This window comes from Streptacidiphilus jeojiense (genome assembly GCF_000719095.1).
Taxonomy (GTDB): domain Bacteria; phylum Actinomycetota; class Actinomycetes; order Streptomycetales; family Streptomycetaceae; genus Streptacidiphilus; species Streptacidiphilus jeojiensis.
Map to the genome: position 1 here is coordinate 57,227 of NZ_JOEH01000048.1, position 16,877 is coordinate 74,103.

Below are 16,877 nucleotides of genomic sequence, written 5' to 3' on the forward strand. Positions count from 1 at the left end.
GTGCACCCGCCGGCCGAACAGCTCCCCGCGCCCCTGCCGTGCGTCCTACCCCTCGTAGTCCTCAAGCGGAGGGCACGAGCACACCAGGTTCCGGTCCCCGAAGGCCCCGTCGATCCGACGCACCGGCGGCCAGTACTTCTCCGCCGGGTTCAACCCGCCCGGGAACACCGCCTCCTGACGGGTGTACGGGTGCTCCCACTCCCCCGCCGCCAGCACCGCGGCCGTGTGCGGTGCGTTGGCCAGCGGGTTGTCCCCGACCGGCCAGTCCCCGGCGCCGACCTTGTCGATCTCCCCACGGATGGCGATCATCGCCTCGCAGAAGCGGTCGATCTCGCCCAGGTCCTCGCTCTCGGTGGGCTCGATCATCAGCGTCCCGGCCACCGGGAACGACATCGTCGGCGCGTGGAAGCCGTAGTCGATCAGCCGCTTGGCGACGTCGTCCACGCTCACCCCGGCGGCCTTGGCCAGCGGCCGCAGGTCGATGATGCACTCGTGCGCGACCAGCCCGGCCGGGCCGGTGTAGAGCACCGGGTAGTACGGCGCCAGCCGCTTGGCGATGTAGTTGGCGCTGAGCACCGCGACCTGGGTGGCCCGCTTCAGCCCCTCGCCGCCCATCAGCCGGACGTAGGACCAGGAGATCGGCAGGATCGCCGCCGAGCCCCAGGGCGCCGCCGAGATCGGGCCGACGCCGGTCTCCGGACCCGCCGAGGGCTGCAGCGGGTGGTTCGGCAGGTACGGCGCCAGGTGCGAGCGCACCGCGACCGGACCCACGCCGGGGCCGCCGCCGCCGTGCGGGATGCAGAAGGTCTTGTGCAGGTTCAGGTGCGAGACGTCGCCGCCGAACCGCCCGGGCTTGGCCAGGCCCACCATGGCGTTGAGGTTGGCCCCGTCGACGTACACCTGGCCGCCGGCGTCGTGCACGGCCGCGCAGATGTCGGCGATGTTCTCCTCGAACACGCCGTGGGTGGACGGGTAGGTGACCATCAGCACCGCGAGCCGGTCCCGGTGCTGCTCGATCTTGGCGGTCAGGTCCTCGACGTCGACGTCCCCGTCGACCAGGGTCTTCACGACCACCACCCGCATCCCGGCCATCACCGCGCTGGCGGCGTTGGTGCCGTGCGCGGAGGAGGGGATCAGGCAGACGTCGCGGCCGGTGTCGCCGTTGGCGCGGTGGTAGGCGCGGACCGCGAGCAGCCCGGCCAGCTCGCCCTGCGACCCGGCGTTGGGCTGCAGGCTGACCTTGTCGTAGCCGGTGAGCTCGGCGAGCCGGTCCTCCAGCTCGTGGATCAGCGTCAGGTACCCGGCGGCCTGGTGCTCGGGGGCGAAGGGGTGGACGTCGGCGAACTCCGGCCAGGTGATCGCCTCCATCTCGGTGGTGGCGTTGAGCTTCATGGTGCAGGAGCCCAGCGGGATCATGCCCCGGTCCAGCGCGTAGTCCTTGTCGGCGAGCCTGCGCAGGTAGCGCAGCATGCCGGTCTCGGAGCGGTGGCCGTGGAACACCGGGTGGGTCAGGTAGTCGTCGGTGCGCAGCAGCGGGCCGGACAGCACCTCGCCGGCGGCCGAGTTCAGCGCCTCCAGGTCACCCGCGGCGGCGTGCACGCCGAAGGCGGTCCAGACCCCGGCCAGATCGGCCGCGGTGGTGGTCTCGTCGCAGCTGATGCCGACCGTGTCGGCGTCGACCTGACGCAGGTTCACCCCGGCCAGCCGGGCCGAGTCGACGACCTCGGCGGCGCGGCCGGGGACCCGCGCGGTGACGGTGTCGAAGAACGCGTCGTGCAGGATCTCCACGCCGCCCTGCTGCAGACCCTGCGCCAGCGCGGCGGCGTAGCGGTGGGTGCGCAGCGCGATCTCCTTCAGCCCGTCCGGGCCGTGGTAGACCGCGTACATCGACGCCATCACGGCGAGCAGCACCTGCGCGGTGCAGATGTTGCTGGTGGCCTTCTCGCGGCGGATGTGCTGCTCGCGGGTCTGCAGCGCCAGCCGGTAGGCGCGGTTGCCGTCGGCGTCGACGGAGACGCCGACCAGGCGTCCGGGCAGGCTGCGGGCGTACTCGGCGCGCACCGACATGTAGCCGGCGTGCGGGCCGCCGAAGCCCATCGGGACGCCGAAGCGCTGGGTGGTGCCGATGGCGATGTCGGCGCCGAGCGAGCCGGGCGAGGCGATCAGGGTCAGCGCCAGCAGGTCGGCGGCGACGGCTACGACCGCGCCCAGACCGTGGGCCTGCTCGATCACCGGCGCCAGGTCGCGGACGGCCCCCGAGGCGCCCGGGTACTGCAGCAGCACGCCGAAGACGCCGCGCTCGGCGACCTCCGCCGGGATGCCGTCGCTGAGGTCGGCGACCACGGTCTCCACGCCGGTGGGCTCGCAGCGGGTCCGGATCACCGCGATGGTCTGCGGCAGGGCGTCGGCGTCGATGACGAAGACGCCGCCCTTGACCTTGCCGACCCGACGGGCCAGCGCCACGGCCTCGGCGGCGGCGGTGCCCTCGTCCAGCAGCGAGGCGCCCGAGGTGGGCAGCCCGGTGAGGTCCGACACCACGGTCTGGAAGTTGATCAGCGCCTCCAGCCGGCCCTGGGAGATCTCCGGCTGGTAGGGGGTGTAGGCGGTGTACCAGGAGGGGTTCTCCAGCACGTTGCGCAGGATCACCGGCGGGGTGAAGGTGCCGTGGTAGCCCAGGCCGATCATCGGGCGCAGCACCTGGTTGCGCCCGGCCAGCGCCCGCAGCTCGGCCAGCACCTCGGCCTCGGAGCGGGCACCCGGCAGGTCCAGCGCCTCCAGGCTGCGGATCGCCGCGGGGACGGCGGCGGCGGTGAGCTCGTCCAGGCTGCTGTAGCCGACCTGGGCCAGCATCTTGGCCTGCGCGTCGGCGTCGGGACCGATATGGCGCTGCTCGAAGGGCCGCTCGTGGAAGGGGGACGTCATGGCGGGAGAGCCTCCTGGTCGGACCCGGTTGGCACGATGGGCGTGCCGGGACGACCTCCCCCTCTGTCATGGAACCTGAGAGCTTCACCGGCCAGGGACAGCCGGCTTTCACCGTCGGTGTGGACCCTCACGGACGGGCCCCGCTTTCCAGAGTGACCTCGCGCGCGCGGTACGGATGCCTGAGAGTTTCCGGGGAGGAGTTGCTCCTTCGGCGCCGCAGAGGTGCACGGTCTCTCCCGCGCGCACTCGACCGGTCGCCGTCAGCCTATCAGCGTGATCCCCGGGTGCATCGAATGGAGCAGTGACACACCCGTAACGGCGGTAGGCATTCGACAAATCGATCTTTATGCCTTTTCGTATGAGTTGATCGCATATGTCATCTTTCCGCCGCGAGGAGTGGACGCGCCCGTGCAGACCGAGATCGACCCCAGGGACCTGATCGGCCACAAGGCCGTTGACCGCAACGGCGACAAGATCGGCACCGTGGACGAGGTGTACCTCGACGACGCGACGGGCAAGCCGGAGTGGGCCGCGGTCCGCACCGGGCTGTTCGGTCGGGACGCCTTCGTGCCGCTGGCCACCAGCGAGTTCGTCAGCGACGAGCTGCGGATCCCCTACGACAAGTCCCAGGTGAAGGACTCCCCGGACTTCGGCGTGGGTCAGCACCTCTCGCCGGAGCAGGAACTGCAGCTCTACCGCTACTACGGCCTGGAGGTCCCCGGCGGCGGCAGCGGCAGCGGTTCGGGCAGCGGCTCCGGCTCCGGTTCCGGCGGCGCTAAGGACCCGGCCCCTGCGGCTGCGGCTCCCACCGCCCCGGCGACTCCCACTGCCCCGGCCTCTCCGGTCGTGCCCCCCGCCGCGCCCGCGGCCACGCAGGCCATGCCGGTGGTGACGGCCGCCGCAGCCGCCGCGGCCACCACCACGGCGACCGGGTCCACCCCCACCGCCGACACCAGCCGCACCGCGGCGTTCATGGCCCCGCCGCCGGCCCAGACCACCTCGGTCCCGCCCACCGCGGCAGCGACCGGTGCGTCCGGTGCCGCCGCGGCCCGGCCCTCGGTCCCCGCCGAGCCGGCCCCGTCGCTGCAGAAGACGGACCAGCGCGCCGACCAGCCGGACCCGCTCACCGGTCCGCTGCCGGGCACCGCGGCGGCCGCGACCCGCGCCGCCCAGGCCGGCGTCCCGGAGCCGATCGAGTTCGTCTGCCGCGAGGAGCGGCTGGACATCTCCACCGAGTGGCGCGTCCTCGGCAAGGCCCGGCTGCGCAAGTACGTGACGGCCGAGCAGGTGGAGCGCCGGGTTCCGGTGATCCGCGAGCGGATCCGGGTCGAGCGGGTCCCGGTCGGCGCCGACGAGCGCGCCCAGCTGACGGACCAGGAGATCACCGAGAGCACCGAGGAGGTCACCCTCCACGAGCAGCGGGTGGTGGTCCGCAAGGCGGTCGTCCCGGTCGAGCGGATCCGCCTGGTCACCGAGCGGTTCACCGAGGAGGAGATCGTCCGGGACGAGCTGCACCGGGAGCACATCCAGGTGCAGGACAGCACCCGCCCGGCCGGACCGACCCCGGTGCCCGGCGGCGGGCAGGCCCCCGGCCAGGCGCCGGTGGGTCAGGCCCCGACCGCCGCCCCCTCCACGCCTCCGCCCGCGCCCGGCCGTCCCGACCTCCCGGGCCACGCCATCGGCGCCTGACGCCCGCTCAGACCTCGGCAGTCCCGTCGGCGAGGGCCGACCCGCGCACCAGTGGCAGCGGGTCGGCCTTCTCCAGTTCCGGGTCGTCGACCGAGAAGGTGCGCACCGGCCCCCGCTCGCCCCAGGGCGTCTCGAAGCGCACCGTCACCCGGCCCACCCCACTGCCCTGGACCCAGCCGTGACCGAGCTCGGCGTGCCGGACGTCCTGGCCCGGCATCCAGCGCCGCACGGTGAGCAGCGTGCCGACGCCGCCCGGGTGCTCCGATCCCCCGGGGAGCGACGAGCGCTCTCCGCCACTCGAACCCGGGTGGAACGCCCGTGGCCCGTCCGGGCCCCCGTAAGCGGCCTCCGCCCCGTGAGCCGCCTCCGGATCCTGCTCCGAACCGCCGTCGGGGTAGCCCGCCGCCGCGGCCTCGGCGGCCTCCCGCTCGGCCTGGGCGAACAGGTCCTCCTGGGTGAAGTCCGCGAGACCGGACACGCCGACGCCCAGCAGCCGTACTCCGCCGGTCAGTTCGACCTGCTCCAGCAGCCGCCGGGCGATCGCCGAGATCACCAGAGGGTCGTCGGTGGGCGACAGCAGCGTCTCGGACCGGGTCAGCGTGGTGAAGTCGAACAGCCGCACCTTGATCACCACGGTCCGCCCGGACCGCGCCGCCGCGCGCAGCCGCCGCACACAGCGGTCGGCCAGCCGGTCCAGCTCGGCCCGGATCAGCTCCCGGTCGCCGAGGTCCACCTCGAAGGTGTCCTCCACCGACACCGACTTGGCGTCCCGCTCGGCCACCACGGCGCGCTCGTCCCGCCCCAGCGCCAGCGCGTGCACGCCGGCCCCGTGGGCCCGCCCCAGCAGCCGTACCAGTTCGTCCTCGGGGGTGGCCGCGATCTGGGAGACCTGGGTCAGTCCCAGCCTGCGCAGGGTCTCCGCCGTCGCCGGACCCACCCCGGGCAGCGCCCGCACCGGCAGCGGATCGAGTATCTCCCGCTCGCGGCCGGGCTCGATCAGTACCAGTCCGTCCGGCTTGGCCTGCTCGGAGGCGATCTTCGCCAGGAACTTGGTGCCGGAGAGCCCGACCGAGGCGGTCAGGCCGACCGCGGCCAGGATGTCGGCACGCAGGTCCTCGCCCAGGGCGCGGACCAGTTCGACGCCCTCCTCGACCGAGCCCTCACGCAGCAGCTCGCCGTAGGGGCCGGCCTCCAGGTCCACGAAGGCCTCGTCCAGGCTCAGCGGCTCCACCAGCGGGGAGAGCTCCCGCAGCAGGCCCATCACCAGATCGCTGACCTGGCGGTAGAGCTCGAACCTGGGGATGAGGTAGGCGGCGTTGGGCGCGCGGCGGCGCGCCTGCGCCATCGGCATCGCCGAGTGCACCCCGAACACCCGCGCCTCGTAGGAGGCGGTGGCGACGACCCCGCGGCCGCCGAGGCCGCCGACCACCACCGGTTTTCCGCGCAGGCTCGGCTTGGACGCCTGCTCCACCGCAGCGAAGAAGGCGTCCATGTCGAGGTGCAGGATCGATGGCACGGACCGCATGCTCCTATCGTCGCCGACACCACTGACAACGGAGCGTTGATCTTGCCTGCGGGCCGTAGATGGTTTGTCGCGCAGTTCCCCGCGCCCCTAGGGGGCTGCAACTGGCTCAGTTGCACAACCTCAGGGGCGCGGGGAACTGCGCGACAAACCATGCACACGCCGCACCCGAGAACCCCTCAGCGCCACCGCGCCAACGCCGTGACCTTCGGCCCGAGCAACGAAGGCGCCGGCTTCAGCACCGCGTCCAGCACCGCCTCCCCCGCCGCAGGCAGCTCCCGGACCCCGCCGTAGTACCAGGTGGCGTCATGCGGTTCGTCCACGGCGATCCCGTAGGCGTCGATGCCTGCCGCACGGCACATGCTGAGCGCGCGGCGGACGTGGAAGCCCTGGGTGACCAGCAGGGCCCGGTCCACCCCGAAGATCCGGTGGGCCCGGCTGCAGGAGTCCCAGGTGTCGAACCCGGCGTAGTCGCGGACCACCCGGTCGGCCGGGACCCCGTGCTGCAGCAGGTAGGTCCGCATCGCGTCCGGCTCGTCGTAGTCGGTGCGCCCGTTGTCGCCGGTGACCAGCAGCGCCTGCACCTTCCCGGCCCGGTAGAGGGCCAGCGCCGCGTCCAGCCGGTGCGCCAGGTAGGGCGAGGGGACGCCCTGGTCGAGCCCCGCCCCGAAGACCACCGCGACCGGCTCGGACGGGGCGTCGGCGACGGTGCGCAGCCGCTGCCCCTCCTCGACGTAGAGCCAGGCCGACGGCAGCAGCGCCAACAACACCGCGGCCGCCACGATCCGAAAGGCCCAGCGCTGCCCGCGCCTGGTCCGCAGCGCCCGTGCCGTTGCCCGCAGCCCCGACCGCGACCGCTCCCGCAACCGTCCCAGCGCCATCCGCCACCCCACAGCTCCCCGAGCCCCTCCCCGGGGCTCTGATCACTGCGGACGCGCGGTCAGCCCGCGCGGTTGCGCCGTCGTGCCAGCTCGTCGCCGGGGTCGAAGCCGACCAGGGTCTCCCCGGTGTCGGCGCGTTCGCCGTGCAGCCGGCCCAGCGAGCCCTCCAGCTCGCGCCAGACCGCGCCCAGGGCGATGCCGAAGACGCCCTGACCGCCCTGGAGCAGCTCCACCAGCTGGTTCGGCGAGGTGCACTGGTACACCGAGGCGCCGTCGCTCATCAGCGTGATCCCGGACAGGTCGGCGATCCCGCAGGTCCGCAGGTGCTCCACCGCGGCACGGATGCTCTGCAGCGAGACGCCGGCGTCCAGCAGCCGCTTGACCACCTTCAGCAGCAGCACGTCGCGGAAGTCGTAGAGCCGCTGGGTGCCGGAACCCTGCGCGGCCCGGACGCTGGGCTCGACCAGCCCGGTCCTGGCCCAGTAGTCCAACTGGCGGTAGGTGATGCCGGCCGCCGCGCACGCGGTGGGGCCGCGGTAGCCGATCAGCCCGGAGGCCGGGTCGGCGGTCTCCTCCGGTCCGTCCGCCGCGTGACCGGGCCCCTCGGGCCCGGCACCGCCCTGCTGCGGGACGACGGCCGGAAGGGCCTCCCAGCCGCCGCGCGCCGCCCGCATCGACCGCTGCGGGGCGTGTCTCGCCGGGTGGAGCGGACAGGAACCACCTGCGGCCGTGCCGTCACCGGTGCTGCTCACACGGCCCTCCGTTCCACTTGTCCTCCGGATCCGCCGCTGAGGGCAAGGTGGTGCACCCAGGACGTCCACAACCGACGGTAGGCAGTTGGCCGACGTGCGTCAACGATCGCCACGCTGGGCATGGCGGGTGATGTCGCCCCGATGAGTGGTTTGGCGTGTCCTGACGGCGGGTAGGGGGTGTCGGTTGCGCGCTGCAGGCTACTGGCTGCTGCTGCCGAAGTCCTCGGGCGAGATCTGGTCCAGGAACTCCCGGAACCGTTCGACCTCGTCCTCCTGCTCGTCCGGGATGGCGATCCCGGCCTCGTCCAGCACACCGTCGCTGCCGTAGATCGGCGCACCGGTCCGCAGTGCCAGCGCTATGGCGTCCGAGGGACGCGCACTGACCTCCACGCCGCTCGCGAAGACCAGTTCGGCGTAGAAGACCCCCTCGCGGAGGTCGGTGATCCGCACCTCGGTGAGCTGCTGGCCCACCGCCTCCAGCACATTGCGGAAGAGGTCGTGCGTGAGCGGGCGCACCGGGGTCATCCCCTGCTGCGCGAAGGCGATGGCCGTGGCCTCCCCCGGTCCGATCCAGATGGGGAGGTACCGGTCGCCCCCGACCTCGCGCAGCAGCACGATCGGCTGGTTCGACGGCATCTCCACCCTGACACCCACGACGTCTAGCTCGTTCACACTCGCAACCCTAGGGCGCACCGCCCCGATACTCCAGTTCTGATTGGTTTCGGAGGGGGGTCGGAGCAGGCTCGGGTGCAGGCTCAGAGCCCGGGGCGGGCCCGTAGTCCGGCCTGGACCAGGGCGGCGTGCAGCCGTACCGAGAGCGTGGCGAGTTCCCGGGCCAGCGCGGCGGCATGGGCCCGGGTCTGCGGGTTGCGGTGCCTGCGCAGCGGCGCGACCACCTGTTCGACCAGTCCGACCTCCCGGTCGGCCGCCGCCTTGACCGCGCGCAGGTGCCGCGGCTCCAGGCCGAACCGGCCCAACTCCGCCACCAGTCGGGCGACCTGCAGCATCTCCGGGTCGTAGCCGCCCTCGGGGGTCGCCACCACCAGCCCGTAGGACTCCCAGTCGGCCAACTGCTGCTCGGCCACGCCCGCCGCCGCCAGCAGCTCCGCCCGTCCCAGCCGCGGGCCCGGGACGAACGCCTCCGGCTGGGGCGGCTCGATCGCGTGCGGCTCGCCGCCGCCCGGCAGCGCCGGCGGCTCCTCGCCCGCGTCCAGGGCGTCCAGGTGCTCCCTGATCACCCGCAGCGGCAGGTAGTGGTCCCGCTGCATGCGCAGCACCTGGGCGAGCCGGTGGACGTCGGCGCGGCTGAACTTCCGGTAGCCCGAAGGGGTGCGCTGCGGCTCGACCAGGCGCTCCGCCTCCAGGAAGCGGATCTTGGAGATGGTGACCTCGGGGAACTCGTCCCGCAGCACCCCGAGTACCGCGCCGATGCTCAGCAGCTGCCTGCCGGCCTCGACGGCTCCGGCCGTGGCGGTGGCCACTTGGGCCGTACCGACCTGGGCCGTTCCGGCTTCGGCCGTGCCGATGTGAGACGTGCCGTTGTCGCCCTGCACAGGATCGCTCCTCCGTTGTGCGCCGGGCCCGGCCGCAGTCGGTCCCGGCGGAACATCCCCCTGCTCAGAACCCCCGGCGGCTCTCGAAGAAGACCACCCGGTACTTGCCGATCTGCACCTCGTCACCCGTGCTCAGCGGCACCTCGTCGATGCGCTCACGGTTGACGTAGGTGCCGTTGAGGCTGCCGACGTCGGCCACGCTGAAGCCGCCGGGCGTGCGGCGGAACTCGACGTGGCGCCGGGAGACGGTGATGTCGTCCAGGAAGATGTCGCTCTCCGGATGCCGGCCCGCCGTGGTCACATCGGTGTCCAGCAGGAACCGGCTGCCCGAGTTGGGCCCGCGGCGCACCACCAGCAGGGCCGAGCCCGGCGGCAGCGCGTCCACGGCGGCCTGCGCCTCGGGCGAGATCATCGGGGTGGCCTGGGTGGACGTCACCTCGGGGTCGTAGGCCTCCAGGCCCGAGATCGAGATGGTGGACGTCTGCTCCGACGGCCCCTCCGCCTGGCCGCGCGCCCGCAGCGGCGCGCCGCAGTTGGAGCAGAACCGGCTGGCCTCGGGGTTGCTGCTGCCACACCGGGTGCACACCGTCATCCCTGCGGCCTCCTGTCGCGGATCGCCTGCCTGAGCCTGCGCATACGGATCGGTACCAAACCCTCCAGCTGAGGTTGAGGGTACCGCTCCCTGTGCTATGCCCGCCCCACCGCCGAAACCGGCGTGTCGCTGGTCCTCCCGGTACATCGGACGCTCCTGCACCGGGGCCAGGGCGTCGCCCTCGTCCGGGCCGCGCATGCCCGGTACCGCCCGGTGGCGTGCGGTGGGCGCCTCGACCGCGCCCTGAGGGGACTTACGACCGAACAGCTTCGAGAACAGACTCACGGACGATTCCCCTTGCGTGACACGAGCCTGCCCGAGGGGCAGGGTGAAGCCATCATGGACGATAGTTGAGAACTGCTGCCGACAGGGCCGTGGGCGACCCGGCGGAACCTCATGGCTGCGCCGAGTGAGCGTAGCCAGGGGCACTCAACGGGATCAAGGCCGTCACCGACAGCGACTTCTGCTCGGAGACGGTGGCTTTCGCCCCCTGCAGCTTGTCGACGGACTGGACCACACCACCGGGGATCCCCAGCGCGACGTCGAGGTCGTGCGAGTTCCCGATGACGGTGAACCGGTAGGGCTGGGTGATCTTGGTACCGCCGGTCACGACGGTCCCGGGGTCGGCGTCGGAGAACCAGGTGCCGGCGACCACACGTACATCGTTGATCTGCACCGCCTCCGCCCCCGCTGCGCGAAGCTCCTCCAAAGTGTTGAGCAGCATATCTGCTTGCACCTTGCCGTCGGGGTCGTTGACGGTGAGGACGATCCCCGGCCCGGTCGCCGCGACCGTGCCCGCGAGCACGCCCAACTGCTGTTCCTTGATCCGGGTCTGCTTCTGCGCCTCGGCCGCCTGCTGCGAGCTGTTCTGCAGCGTGGTCAGCGACTCCTGCAGCTGCTGGCGGTCGTCCTGCAGCCGCTGCTGCTTGGCGTCCACCTCGTCCAGCACCCGGACCAGGTCCTCCTGGCGGGCGCCGCGCAGCTGCGACTCGGTGTTGGTGGAGCGCACCTGGATGGCCAGGCCCAGCCCCAGCGAGAACAGCAGCAGCGCGACCACGATCTGCGGCCGGGACAGCCGCGGCGGCCAGAGCGCCGCGGCGAGCCGCTGACGCCCGGTCAGACGGTCCGGCTGCCCTGCCTGGTCCGACACGACCGATTCGGTCGCCGCTGATTCGGCCGCCGCTGATTCGGCCGCCGGCTTCGTTCCTGACGGATCCGCCGCGTGGTGCGCGGGCTGGTGCCCCGTCGGCTGGTCCGCCGGCTGGTCCGGGGCAGGCGTCAGCGGCGTTGGGGGCTGCTCCCCCGACGCTCTCTCGTGCTGGCCCACCTGTCACTCCCGCCGCTTCCGACCTGCGCCGATCATCCTGCCATCCGTCCTACCCGGCCGGAGCACCGGGTGCACCCGCCTCATGCCCGGGCCGAGCCCGGAACTCCCGCGCCCCTAGGCCCGGAACACATGCCTTCTGATCGCCGCGGCATTGGAGAAGATCCGGATACCGAGCACCACCACCACACCGGTGGACAGCTGCGACCCCACTCCGAGCTGGTCGCCCAGGAACACGATCAGTCCGGCGACCACCACGTTCGACAGGAACGAGACCACGAAGACCTTGTCGTCGAAGATGCCGTCGAGCATGGCCCTGATCCCGCCGAAGACCGCGTCCAACGCGGCCACGATGGCGATGGGCAGGTACGGCACCAGCCCCGCCGGGATACCCGGCTGGACCACCAGCCCGACGACGACCCCGATCACGAGGCCCAGTACGGCGATCACGGTGTTGCTCCTCCCCTGCCGGACGGGGTCGCGTACTGCAGGCCGCTCCTGGCCGCCGCAGGCAGATCCACCCGGTCCTCACTGCTGATGCTGTATCTGATGGCGTAGTCCGCCTTGAGCTGCTCCAGGTAGACGCCGCCGTCGACGTTCTGCTGGAACCCGCTCTCCATCCCGCTGCCTCCGATGGCATCCACGGTGTAGGGGAGGACCAGCGGGTGGTTGTCGACCAGTATCGCGTCGCCGGCCGCGCGGATCGCCGACAGGGCGGTGAGCCGCTGGCCGTTGATCGCGACGCCCTCCGCGCCGGACTGCCAGAGTGCGTTGACCACCAACTGGACGTCGCGGTCACGGACCCGGCCGGTGTCACTGAACCCGGCCGCGGTACGCGGGTTGTCCCCGCCGTCGGTCCCGGCCGACACCGCGTCGTCCAGGACCAGCCGTATCCCGGGTCCGTAGGCCGCGCCGACACCGGTGACCAGCTGCAACTGCTGCAGCTGCGCGGTGCTCCCGCCGTCGCCGGCACCGTCCGCCTTCGCCTGCTGCTGGAGCCGCTTCAGCTGGGCCCGGTCCTTGTCGATCTCCTGCTGCACCTGGTCGGCGTTGGCCTGCGCCGTGCCCACCCGGGCGATCAGCTCCTGCCGCTCCTGGGCGGCCACCGGCGCGGAGGCCCTGACCTGCACCGCCCCCACCGTCAGCACCAGCGCCGCGAGCAGCAGCCCGCCCCCGAGGAAGAGCTTGCCGCGCAGCGTCCCGGGCATCCGGCTGGTGCCGTACTGGCCGCGGCTGCGGGCCGCGTCCGCGTAGCCGTCGTCGAGGGCGTGCTCCATGACATTGGTGAGCAACGACATGGACGCGTCGGGGCGCGAACTCCACTTCCCCGCGGATCGCGCAGCCCTTTCACCATCCGCCCCTGTCGTCGACATGCGCCACATCGTCGCACGTCGCGTCGCCGACACCGGCACAACTCGCGCCGCACGCCGCCAACCCGGCACAGGATCGTGACAAAATCCCGGACGCGCCGGGGGCCGGTGTCACGTTCTCCGTCGCGGCACCGGCCCCTCGATCCCCCTGCTGCGCCTCGCGGCTACTCGCGGTCGGTGGCCTCGACCACCGCGCTCCACTCGTCCAGCAGCGCCTGCGTGGAGACGTCGTCGGGACCCTCCGCCCACAGGTGGGTGACGGCCTCCGCCGGGTCGGGGACGACCATCGTCCAGCGGCCGTCGGTCTCCACCACCCGCACCCCGTCGGTGGTGTCCACGTGCCGGTCACCGGCCGCCTCCACCACCGAGCGCATCACCATGCCCTTGGCGGACCACGGCGTCGCCAGGTCGCGCCGGTGCACATGTGCCTTGGGGATCCGCGCATCGATCTGACTCAGCGTCAACTGCGTCCGCGCCACCAGCCCGACCAGCCGGACGAAGGCGGCGGCGCCGTCGAAGATCCCGCTGAACTCGGGGATCACGAAGCGGCCCCGGCCGTCCCCGCCGAAGATCGTGCCCTCCGCGGACGAGGCGCTGGTCAGCGCGTCCGGCGAGGTCGTGGTCCACTGCACCTGGGTGCCGTGGTAGGCGGCGACCTGCTCGGCGATCCTGGTCGTGGTCACCGGCAGCGCCACCTTCCCGCTGCGGCCCTCGGCCGCCACCAGGTCCAGGAAGACCAGCAGCGCCCGGTCGTCCTCGATCAGGTGCCCGCGCTCGTCGACGAACGACACCCGCTCGCCCACCGGGTCGAAGCGCACCCCGAAGGCCGCCTTGGACGAGGCCACCAGCTCACCGAGCCGCACCAGGCCGGCCCTGCGCTCCTCGGCCGACTCGGTCGGCCTGGCCTCGTTCATGCCCTGGTTGACGGTCAGCGCCTCGATCCCGAGCCGACCCAGGATGCTGGGCAGGACCAGGCCGGCGCTGCCGTGCGCGGCGTCGATGACCACCTTCAGCCCGGCCTCGGGCACCCCGCTGGTGTCCACGGCACGCAGCAACGTTCCTGCATAGGAGTCGAAGACGCTGGCGGGGAAGGTCAGGTCGCCGATCTCACCGGGGAACGCCCTGCGGTACTCCTGGCGGGCGTAGACCCGGTCGAGCTTGCGCTGGCCCGCCTGGGAGAGGTCCGCGCCGCGCTCATCGAAGAAGAGGATGTCCAGCGAGTCCGGCACCCCGGGCGTGGTCCGCAGCATGATGCCGCCGGCGCTGCCTCGGGCCGTCTGCTGCCGGGCCACCGGCATCGGCACGTTCTCCAGGTCGCGCACGTCGATGGCGCTGGCCTGCAGGGCCGAGATCATGGCGCGCTTGAGCGCACGGGCACCGCGGGAGTGGTCACGCGCGATGGTGACCGTCGCGCCCTTCTTGAGCGTGGTCGCATAGGCACCGGCCAGCCGGACCGCCAGCTCGGGCGTGATCTCGACATTGATGATCCCGGAGACGCCGCGCACGCCGAAGAGGTGCTCCTGGCCGCGGGACTCCCAGATCACCGAGGTGTTGACGACCGCGCCGGCCTCGATGGTCTTGAACGGGTAGACGCGGACGTTGCCCGCGATGATCGACTCCTCCTCGATCAGGCACTCGTCCCCGATCACCGCGCCGTCGTCGATCCGCGCCGCCCGCATCACATCGGTGTTCTTGCCGATGACGCAGCCGCGCAGATTGGTCTGCGGACCGATGTAGACGTTGTCGTGCACGATCGCCCGGTGCAGGAACGCCCCGCGTTTCACCACGACGTTGCTGCCGAGCACGGTGTTCTCGCGCAGCTCGACGCCGCCCTCGACCTTGGCGTAGTCGCCGATGTAGAGCGGCCCGCGCAGCACCGCCTCGGGGTCCACCTCGGCGCCCTCGGCCACCCAGACGCCGGGGGAGATCTCGAAGCCGTCGATGTCGACGTCGACCTTGCCCTCGAGGACGTCGGCCTGTGCCTTCATGTAGCTGTCATGGGTGCCCACGTCCTCCCAGTAGCCCTCGGCGACGAAGCCGTAGATCGGCTTCCCCTCCTTGAGCAGCTGCGGGAAGACGTCCCCGGACCAGTCGACGGAGGTGTCCGCGGCCACGTAGTCGAAGACCTCGGGCTCCATGACGTAGATGCCGGTGTTCACCGTGTCCGAGAACACCTGGCCCCAGGTCGGCTTCTCCAGGAAGCGCTCGACCCGCCCCTCGTCGTCGACGATGGTGATGCCGAACTCCAGCGGGTTCGGGACCCGGGTCAGACAGACGGTGACCAGCGCGCCCTTGGAGCGGTGGAACTCCATCAGCTCGGTCAGGTCGAAGTCGGTGAGCGCGTCACCGGAGATCACCAGGAAGGAATCGTCCTTGAGCGCGTCCTCCGCGTTCTTGACGCTTCCAGCGGTCCCGAGCGGGGTCTCCTCATTCGCGTAGGTAAGGGTCATGCCCAGTTCTTCGCCGTCCCCGAAGTAGTTCCGGACGAGCGAAGCAAGGAATTGCACAGTCACAACGGTCTCGGTCAGCCCGTGTCGCTTCAGCAGACGGAGCACATGCTCCATGATCGGTCGGTTCACGACCGGAAGCAGGGGCTTGGGCATGCTTGAGGTCATAGGGCGGAGGCGCGTGCCCTCGCCTCCGGCCATCACAACGGCCTTCATGTCGGGTGGTTCCTCCTTGTGGCCTTGGCGGAGCTGTCATCCGACGGCCGACCCCGCCACGGGCGCCCAAGGGCCACCCGGCGGTCAGTCGACCGCGGTGCCCGTCCGTACCAGACGACGGGTCTGAACCGCGTACAGGATCCCTGCCCACCAATACAGCGTCGTACCCCACCAGACGAACGCCCATCCGATGATGAATGCCACACTCCCCAGCCAGTCACTCCTCTCTGTGAGCAGAAGCAACGGGAATGCGTACATCAGATTGAACGTAGCCGCCTTCCCCAGGAAATTCACCCCGGGCGGCCCGTACCCGTGCCGCCTCAGCACCGGCAGCAGCGAGGCGATGAACACCTCCCGCCCCAGCAGAAGCGCGGTCAGCCACCAGGGCATGATGCCCCGCCAGGTCAACCCGACGATCGTCGACAGCACGAACAGCCGATCAGCAAGCGGATCGAGCAGTTGACCCAGACGGCTGATCTGCCCCCACCGCCGAGCGAGCTTCCCGTCCAGGTAGTCGCTGACCCCGCTCGCCATCAGGATGAGAATCGCCCAGCCGTCGTTGTGCGGCCCCCCGAACTCCGGCCACAGCACCAACCACAGAAACACCGGCACCCCGACGAGCCGCGCCATGCTGAGCACGTTGGGGATGGTGAGCACGCGGTCGGTCTGGACTCGCGTCTCCTGAACCTCCACCCGGGAGCCTCCTGGGACGAACGGACGATCGGACGATGTACGAAGCGGGCATGGGTATGGCTACGGGTTTGGGTACCGCCTTGGGTACGGCTGTACAGGGACTTTACCTTCCCATGGAGTGAGGGCGAGCGCGTGGGGCTGGGGATGCGTACGGCGACAGGGGAGGCCGAGCTCCAACGCGGGTCGCGGCAACTGCAGGTGGCTTACATGGCGGGTCCGATGCCGCCCTCCGCCGCCCGTGGCTTGTTGCTGCTGCTCGCTACGCTCGCGGCGACAAGGGCGGGGAGGGGTGGCAGCTGGGGCCCGTTGCCGGGCGGCGGGGGGTGGGGGCGGTGCAGAAACGTTCCTGCCGAGGCGTGCGCGGTTTTGGGGTCACTGGTCCGACGCTTTCTGCCTGCAATGTCCGGTTTCGACGTCGAGGGAGTGACCCGATAGGTGGGGCCTTGGACTGAACCGGGGTCACTTTCGGGACAAGGTGTCACTTGATCATGCCGTAATGCCCCATTTGACCCGGCCCTGGCGTACCACGAGTGACCCGACGTCCCGAAATCGACCCCGGTTCCCGCGAGCCCCGGCCACAGAACCGTTTCTGCACACCCGCACCCGGCAACGGCGCCCGGCACCGGCACCGCTTCTCCGCTGTAGTTGGCCCGCGAGGCGGAGCCGAGCAACAGCAACAAGCCACGGACGCGCCATTCGGCATCGGTGGCGCCATGTAAGCCACCTGCAGTAGCCGCTGGCCCGCGGTGGCGGCCGGCTCCCCCACCGCACTGGCGGGGAATGCAGGAAGCCCCCTGACCGGTGGTCAGGGGGCTTCCTGTTAATGGTTGTTCGGCGGCGTCCTACTCTCCCACAGGGTCCCCCCTGCAGTACCATCGGCGCTGTGAGGCTTAGCTTCCGGGTTCGGGATGTTACC

Annotated in this window: 13 protein-coding genes, 1 rRNA gene and 2 riboswitches; of the genes, 1 reads left to right on the forward strand and 13 read right to left on the reverse strand. The window is 71.5% G+C overall.

Going from position 1 to position 16,877, the window contains the following annotated elements; genetic code table 11:
• Positions 1-45: 45 nt before the first annotated feature.
• Complete coding sequence (gene gcvP / locus IF29_RS0139095) at positions 46-2,922, reverse strand: aminomethyl-transferring glycine dehydrogenase (RefSeq protein ID WP_030266475.1); 2,877 nt, start codon at positions 2,920-2,922, stop codon at positions 46-48.
• 53 nt (positions 2,923-2,975) lie between these two features.
• Positions 2,976-3,079, reverse strand: a riboswitch (glycine riboswitch).
• A riboswitch (glycine riboswitch) is annotated at positions 3,080-3,171 on the reverse strand. It lies immediately after the preceding riboswitch.
• Between the two features lie 159 nt (positions 3,172-3,330).
• Between gcvP and IF29_RS46630 the strand changes: the two genes are divergently transcribed.
• Positions 3,331-4,611, forward strand: coding sequence for a PRC and DUF2382 domain-containing protein (locus tag IF29_RS46630; RefSeq protein ID WP_063757722.1), 1,281 nt, complete (start codon positions 3,331-3,333; stop codon positions 4,609-4,611).
• 7 nt (positions 4,612-4,618) lie between these two features.
• Here the strand turns inward: IF29_RS46630 and IF29_RS0139110 are convergent, their stop codons facing one another.
• From IF29_RS0139110 to rrf, 12 genes are all read right to left on the reverse strand, one after another.
• Positions 4,619-6,136, reverse strand: coding sequence for a DNA polymerase IV (locus tag IF29_RS0139110; RefSeq protein ID WP_030266481.1), 1,518 nt, complete (start codon positions 6,134-6,136; stop codon positions 4,619-4,621).
• 176 nt (positions 6,137-6,312) lie between these two features.
• Positions 6,313-7,014, reverse strand: coding sequence for a SanA/YdcF family protein (locus IF29_RS0139115; protein WP_084715500.1), 702 nt, complete (start codon positions 7,012-7,014; stop codon positions 6,313-6,315).
• A 59-nt stretch (positions 7,015-7,073) separates the two neighbouring features.
• The gene (locus IF29_RS42885; protein ID WP_084715501.1) at positions 7,074-7,766 is read right to left on the reverse strand and encodes a MerR family transcriptional regulator; all 693 of its coding nucleotides are present in this window, start codon (positions 7,764-7,766) and stop codon (positions 7,074-7,076) included.
• Positions 7,767-7,964: 198 nt separating this feature from the next.
• On the reverse strand, positions 7,965-8,438 hold the full coding sequence (locus tag IF29_RS0139125; protein WP_030266489.1) for a bifunctional nuclease family protein: 474 nt from the start codon (positions 8,436-8,438) through the stop codon (positions 7,965-7,967).
• A gap of 83 nt (positions 8,439-8,521) precedes the next feature.
• Positions 8,522-9,247 (reverse strand): transcriptional regulator FtsR, encoded by a 726-nt coding sequence (ftsR, locus tag IF29_RS0139130; RefSeq protein ID WP_030266491.1) that lies wholly within the window; start codon positions 9,245-9,247, stop codon positions 8,522-8,524.
• Between the two features lie 136 nt (positions 9,248-9,383).
• Positions 9,384-9,911 (reverse strand): FHA domain-containing protein, encoded by a 528-nt coding sequence (locus IF29_RS48855; protein ID WP_030266493.1) that lies wholly within the window; start codon positions 9,909-9,911, stop codon positions 9,384-9,386.
• Between the two features lie 394 nt (positions 9,912-10,305).
• On the reverse strand, positions 10,306-11,061 hold the full coding sequence (locus IF29_RS0139140; RefSeq protein ID WP_051726618.1) for a DUF881 domain-containing protein: 756 nt from the start codon (positions 11,059-11,061) through the stop codon (positions 10,306-10,308).
• A 291-nt stretch (positions 11,062-11,352) separates the two neighbouring features.
• Complete coding sequence (locus tag IF29_RS0139145; protein WP_030266499.1) at positions 11,353-11,685, reverse strand: small basic family protein; 333 nt, start codon at positions 11,683-11,685, stop codon at positions 11,353-11,355.
• On the reverse strand, positions 11,682-12,533 hold the full coding sequence (locus IF29_RS0139150) for a DUF881 domain-containing protein (RefSeq protein ID WP_030266502.1): 852 nt from the start codon (positions 12,531-12,533) through the stop codon (positions 11,682-11,684). Before IF29_RS0139150 ends, IF29_RS0139145 begins: the two co-directional genes overlap by 4 nt.
• Positions 12,534-12,769: 236 nt before the next feature.
• Complete coding sequence (locus IF29_RS0139155; RefSeq protein WP_030266505.1) at positions 12,770-15,268, reverse strand: mannose-1-phosphate guanyltransferase; 2,499 nt, start codon at positions 15,266-15,268, stop codon at positions 12,770-12,772.
• An 84-nt stretch (positions 15,269-15,352) separates the two neighbouring features.
• Entirely contained in the window at positions 15,353-15,961 is a 609-nt protein-coding gene (gene clsA, locus IF29_RS0139160) for a cardiolipin synthase ClsA (RefSeq protein ID WP_030266508.1), read from the reverse strand.
• A gap of 829 nt (positions 15,962-16,790) precedes the next feature.
• A 5S ribosomal RNA gene (rrf, locus tag IF29_RS44225) occupies positions 16,791-16,877 on the reverse strand; the annotation flags it as partial.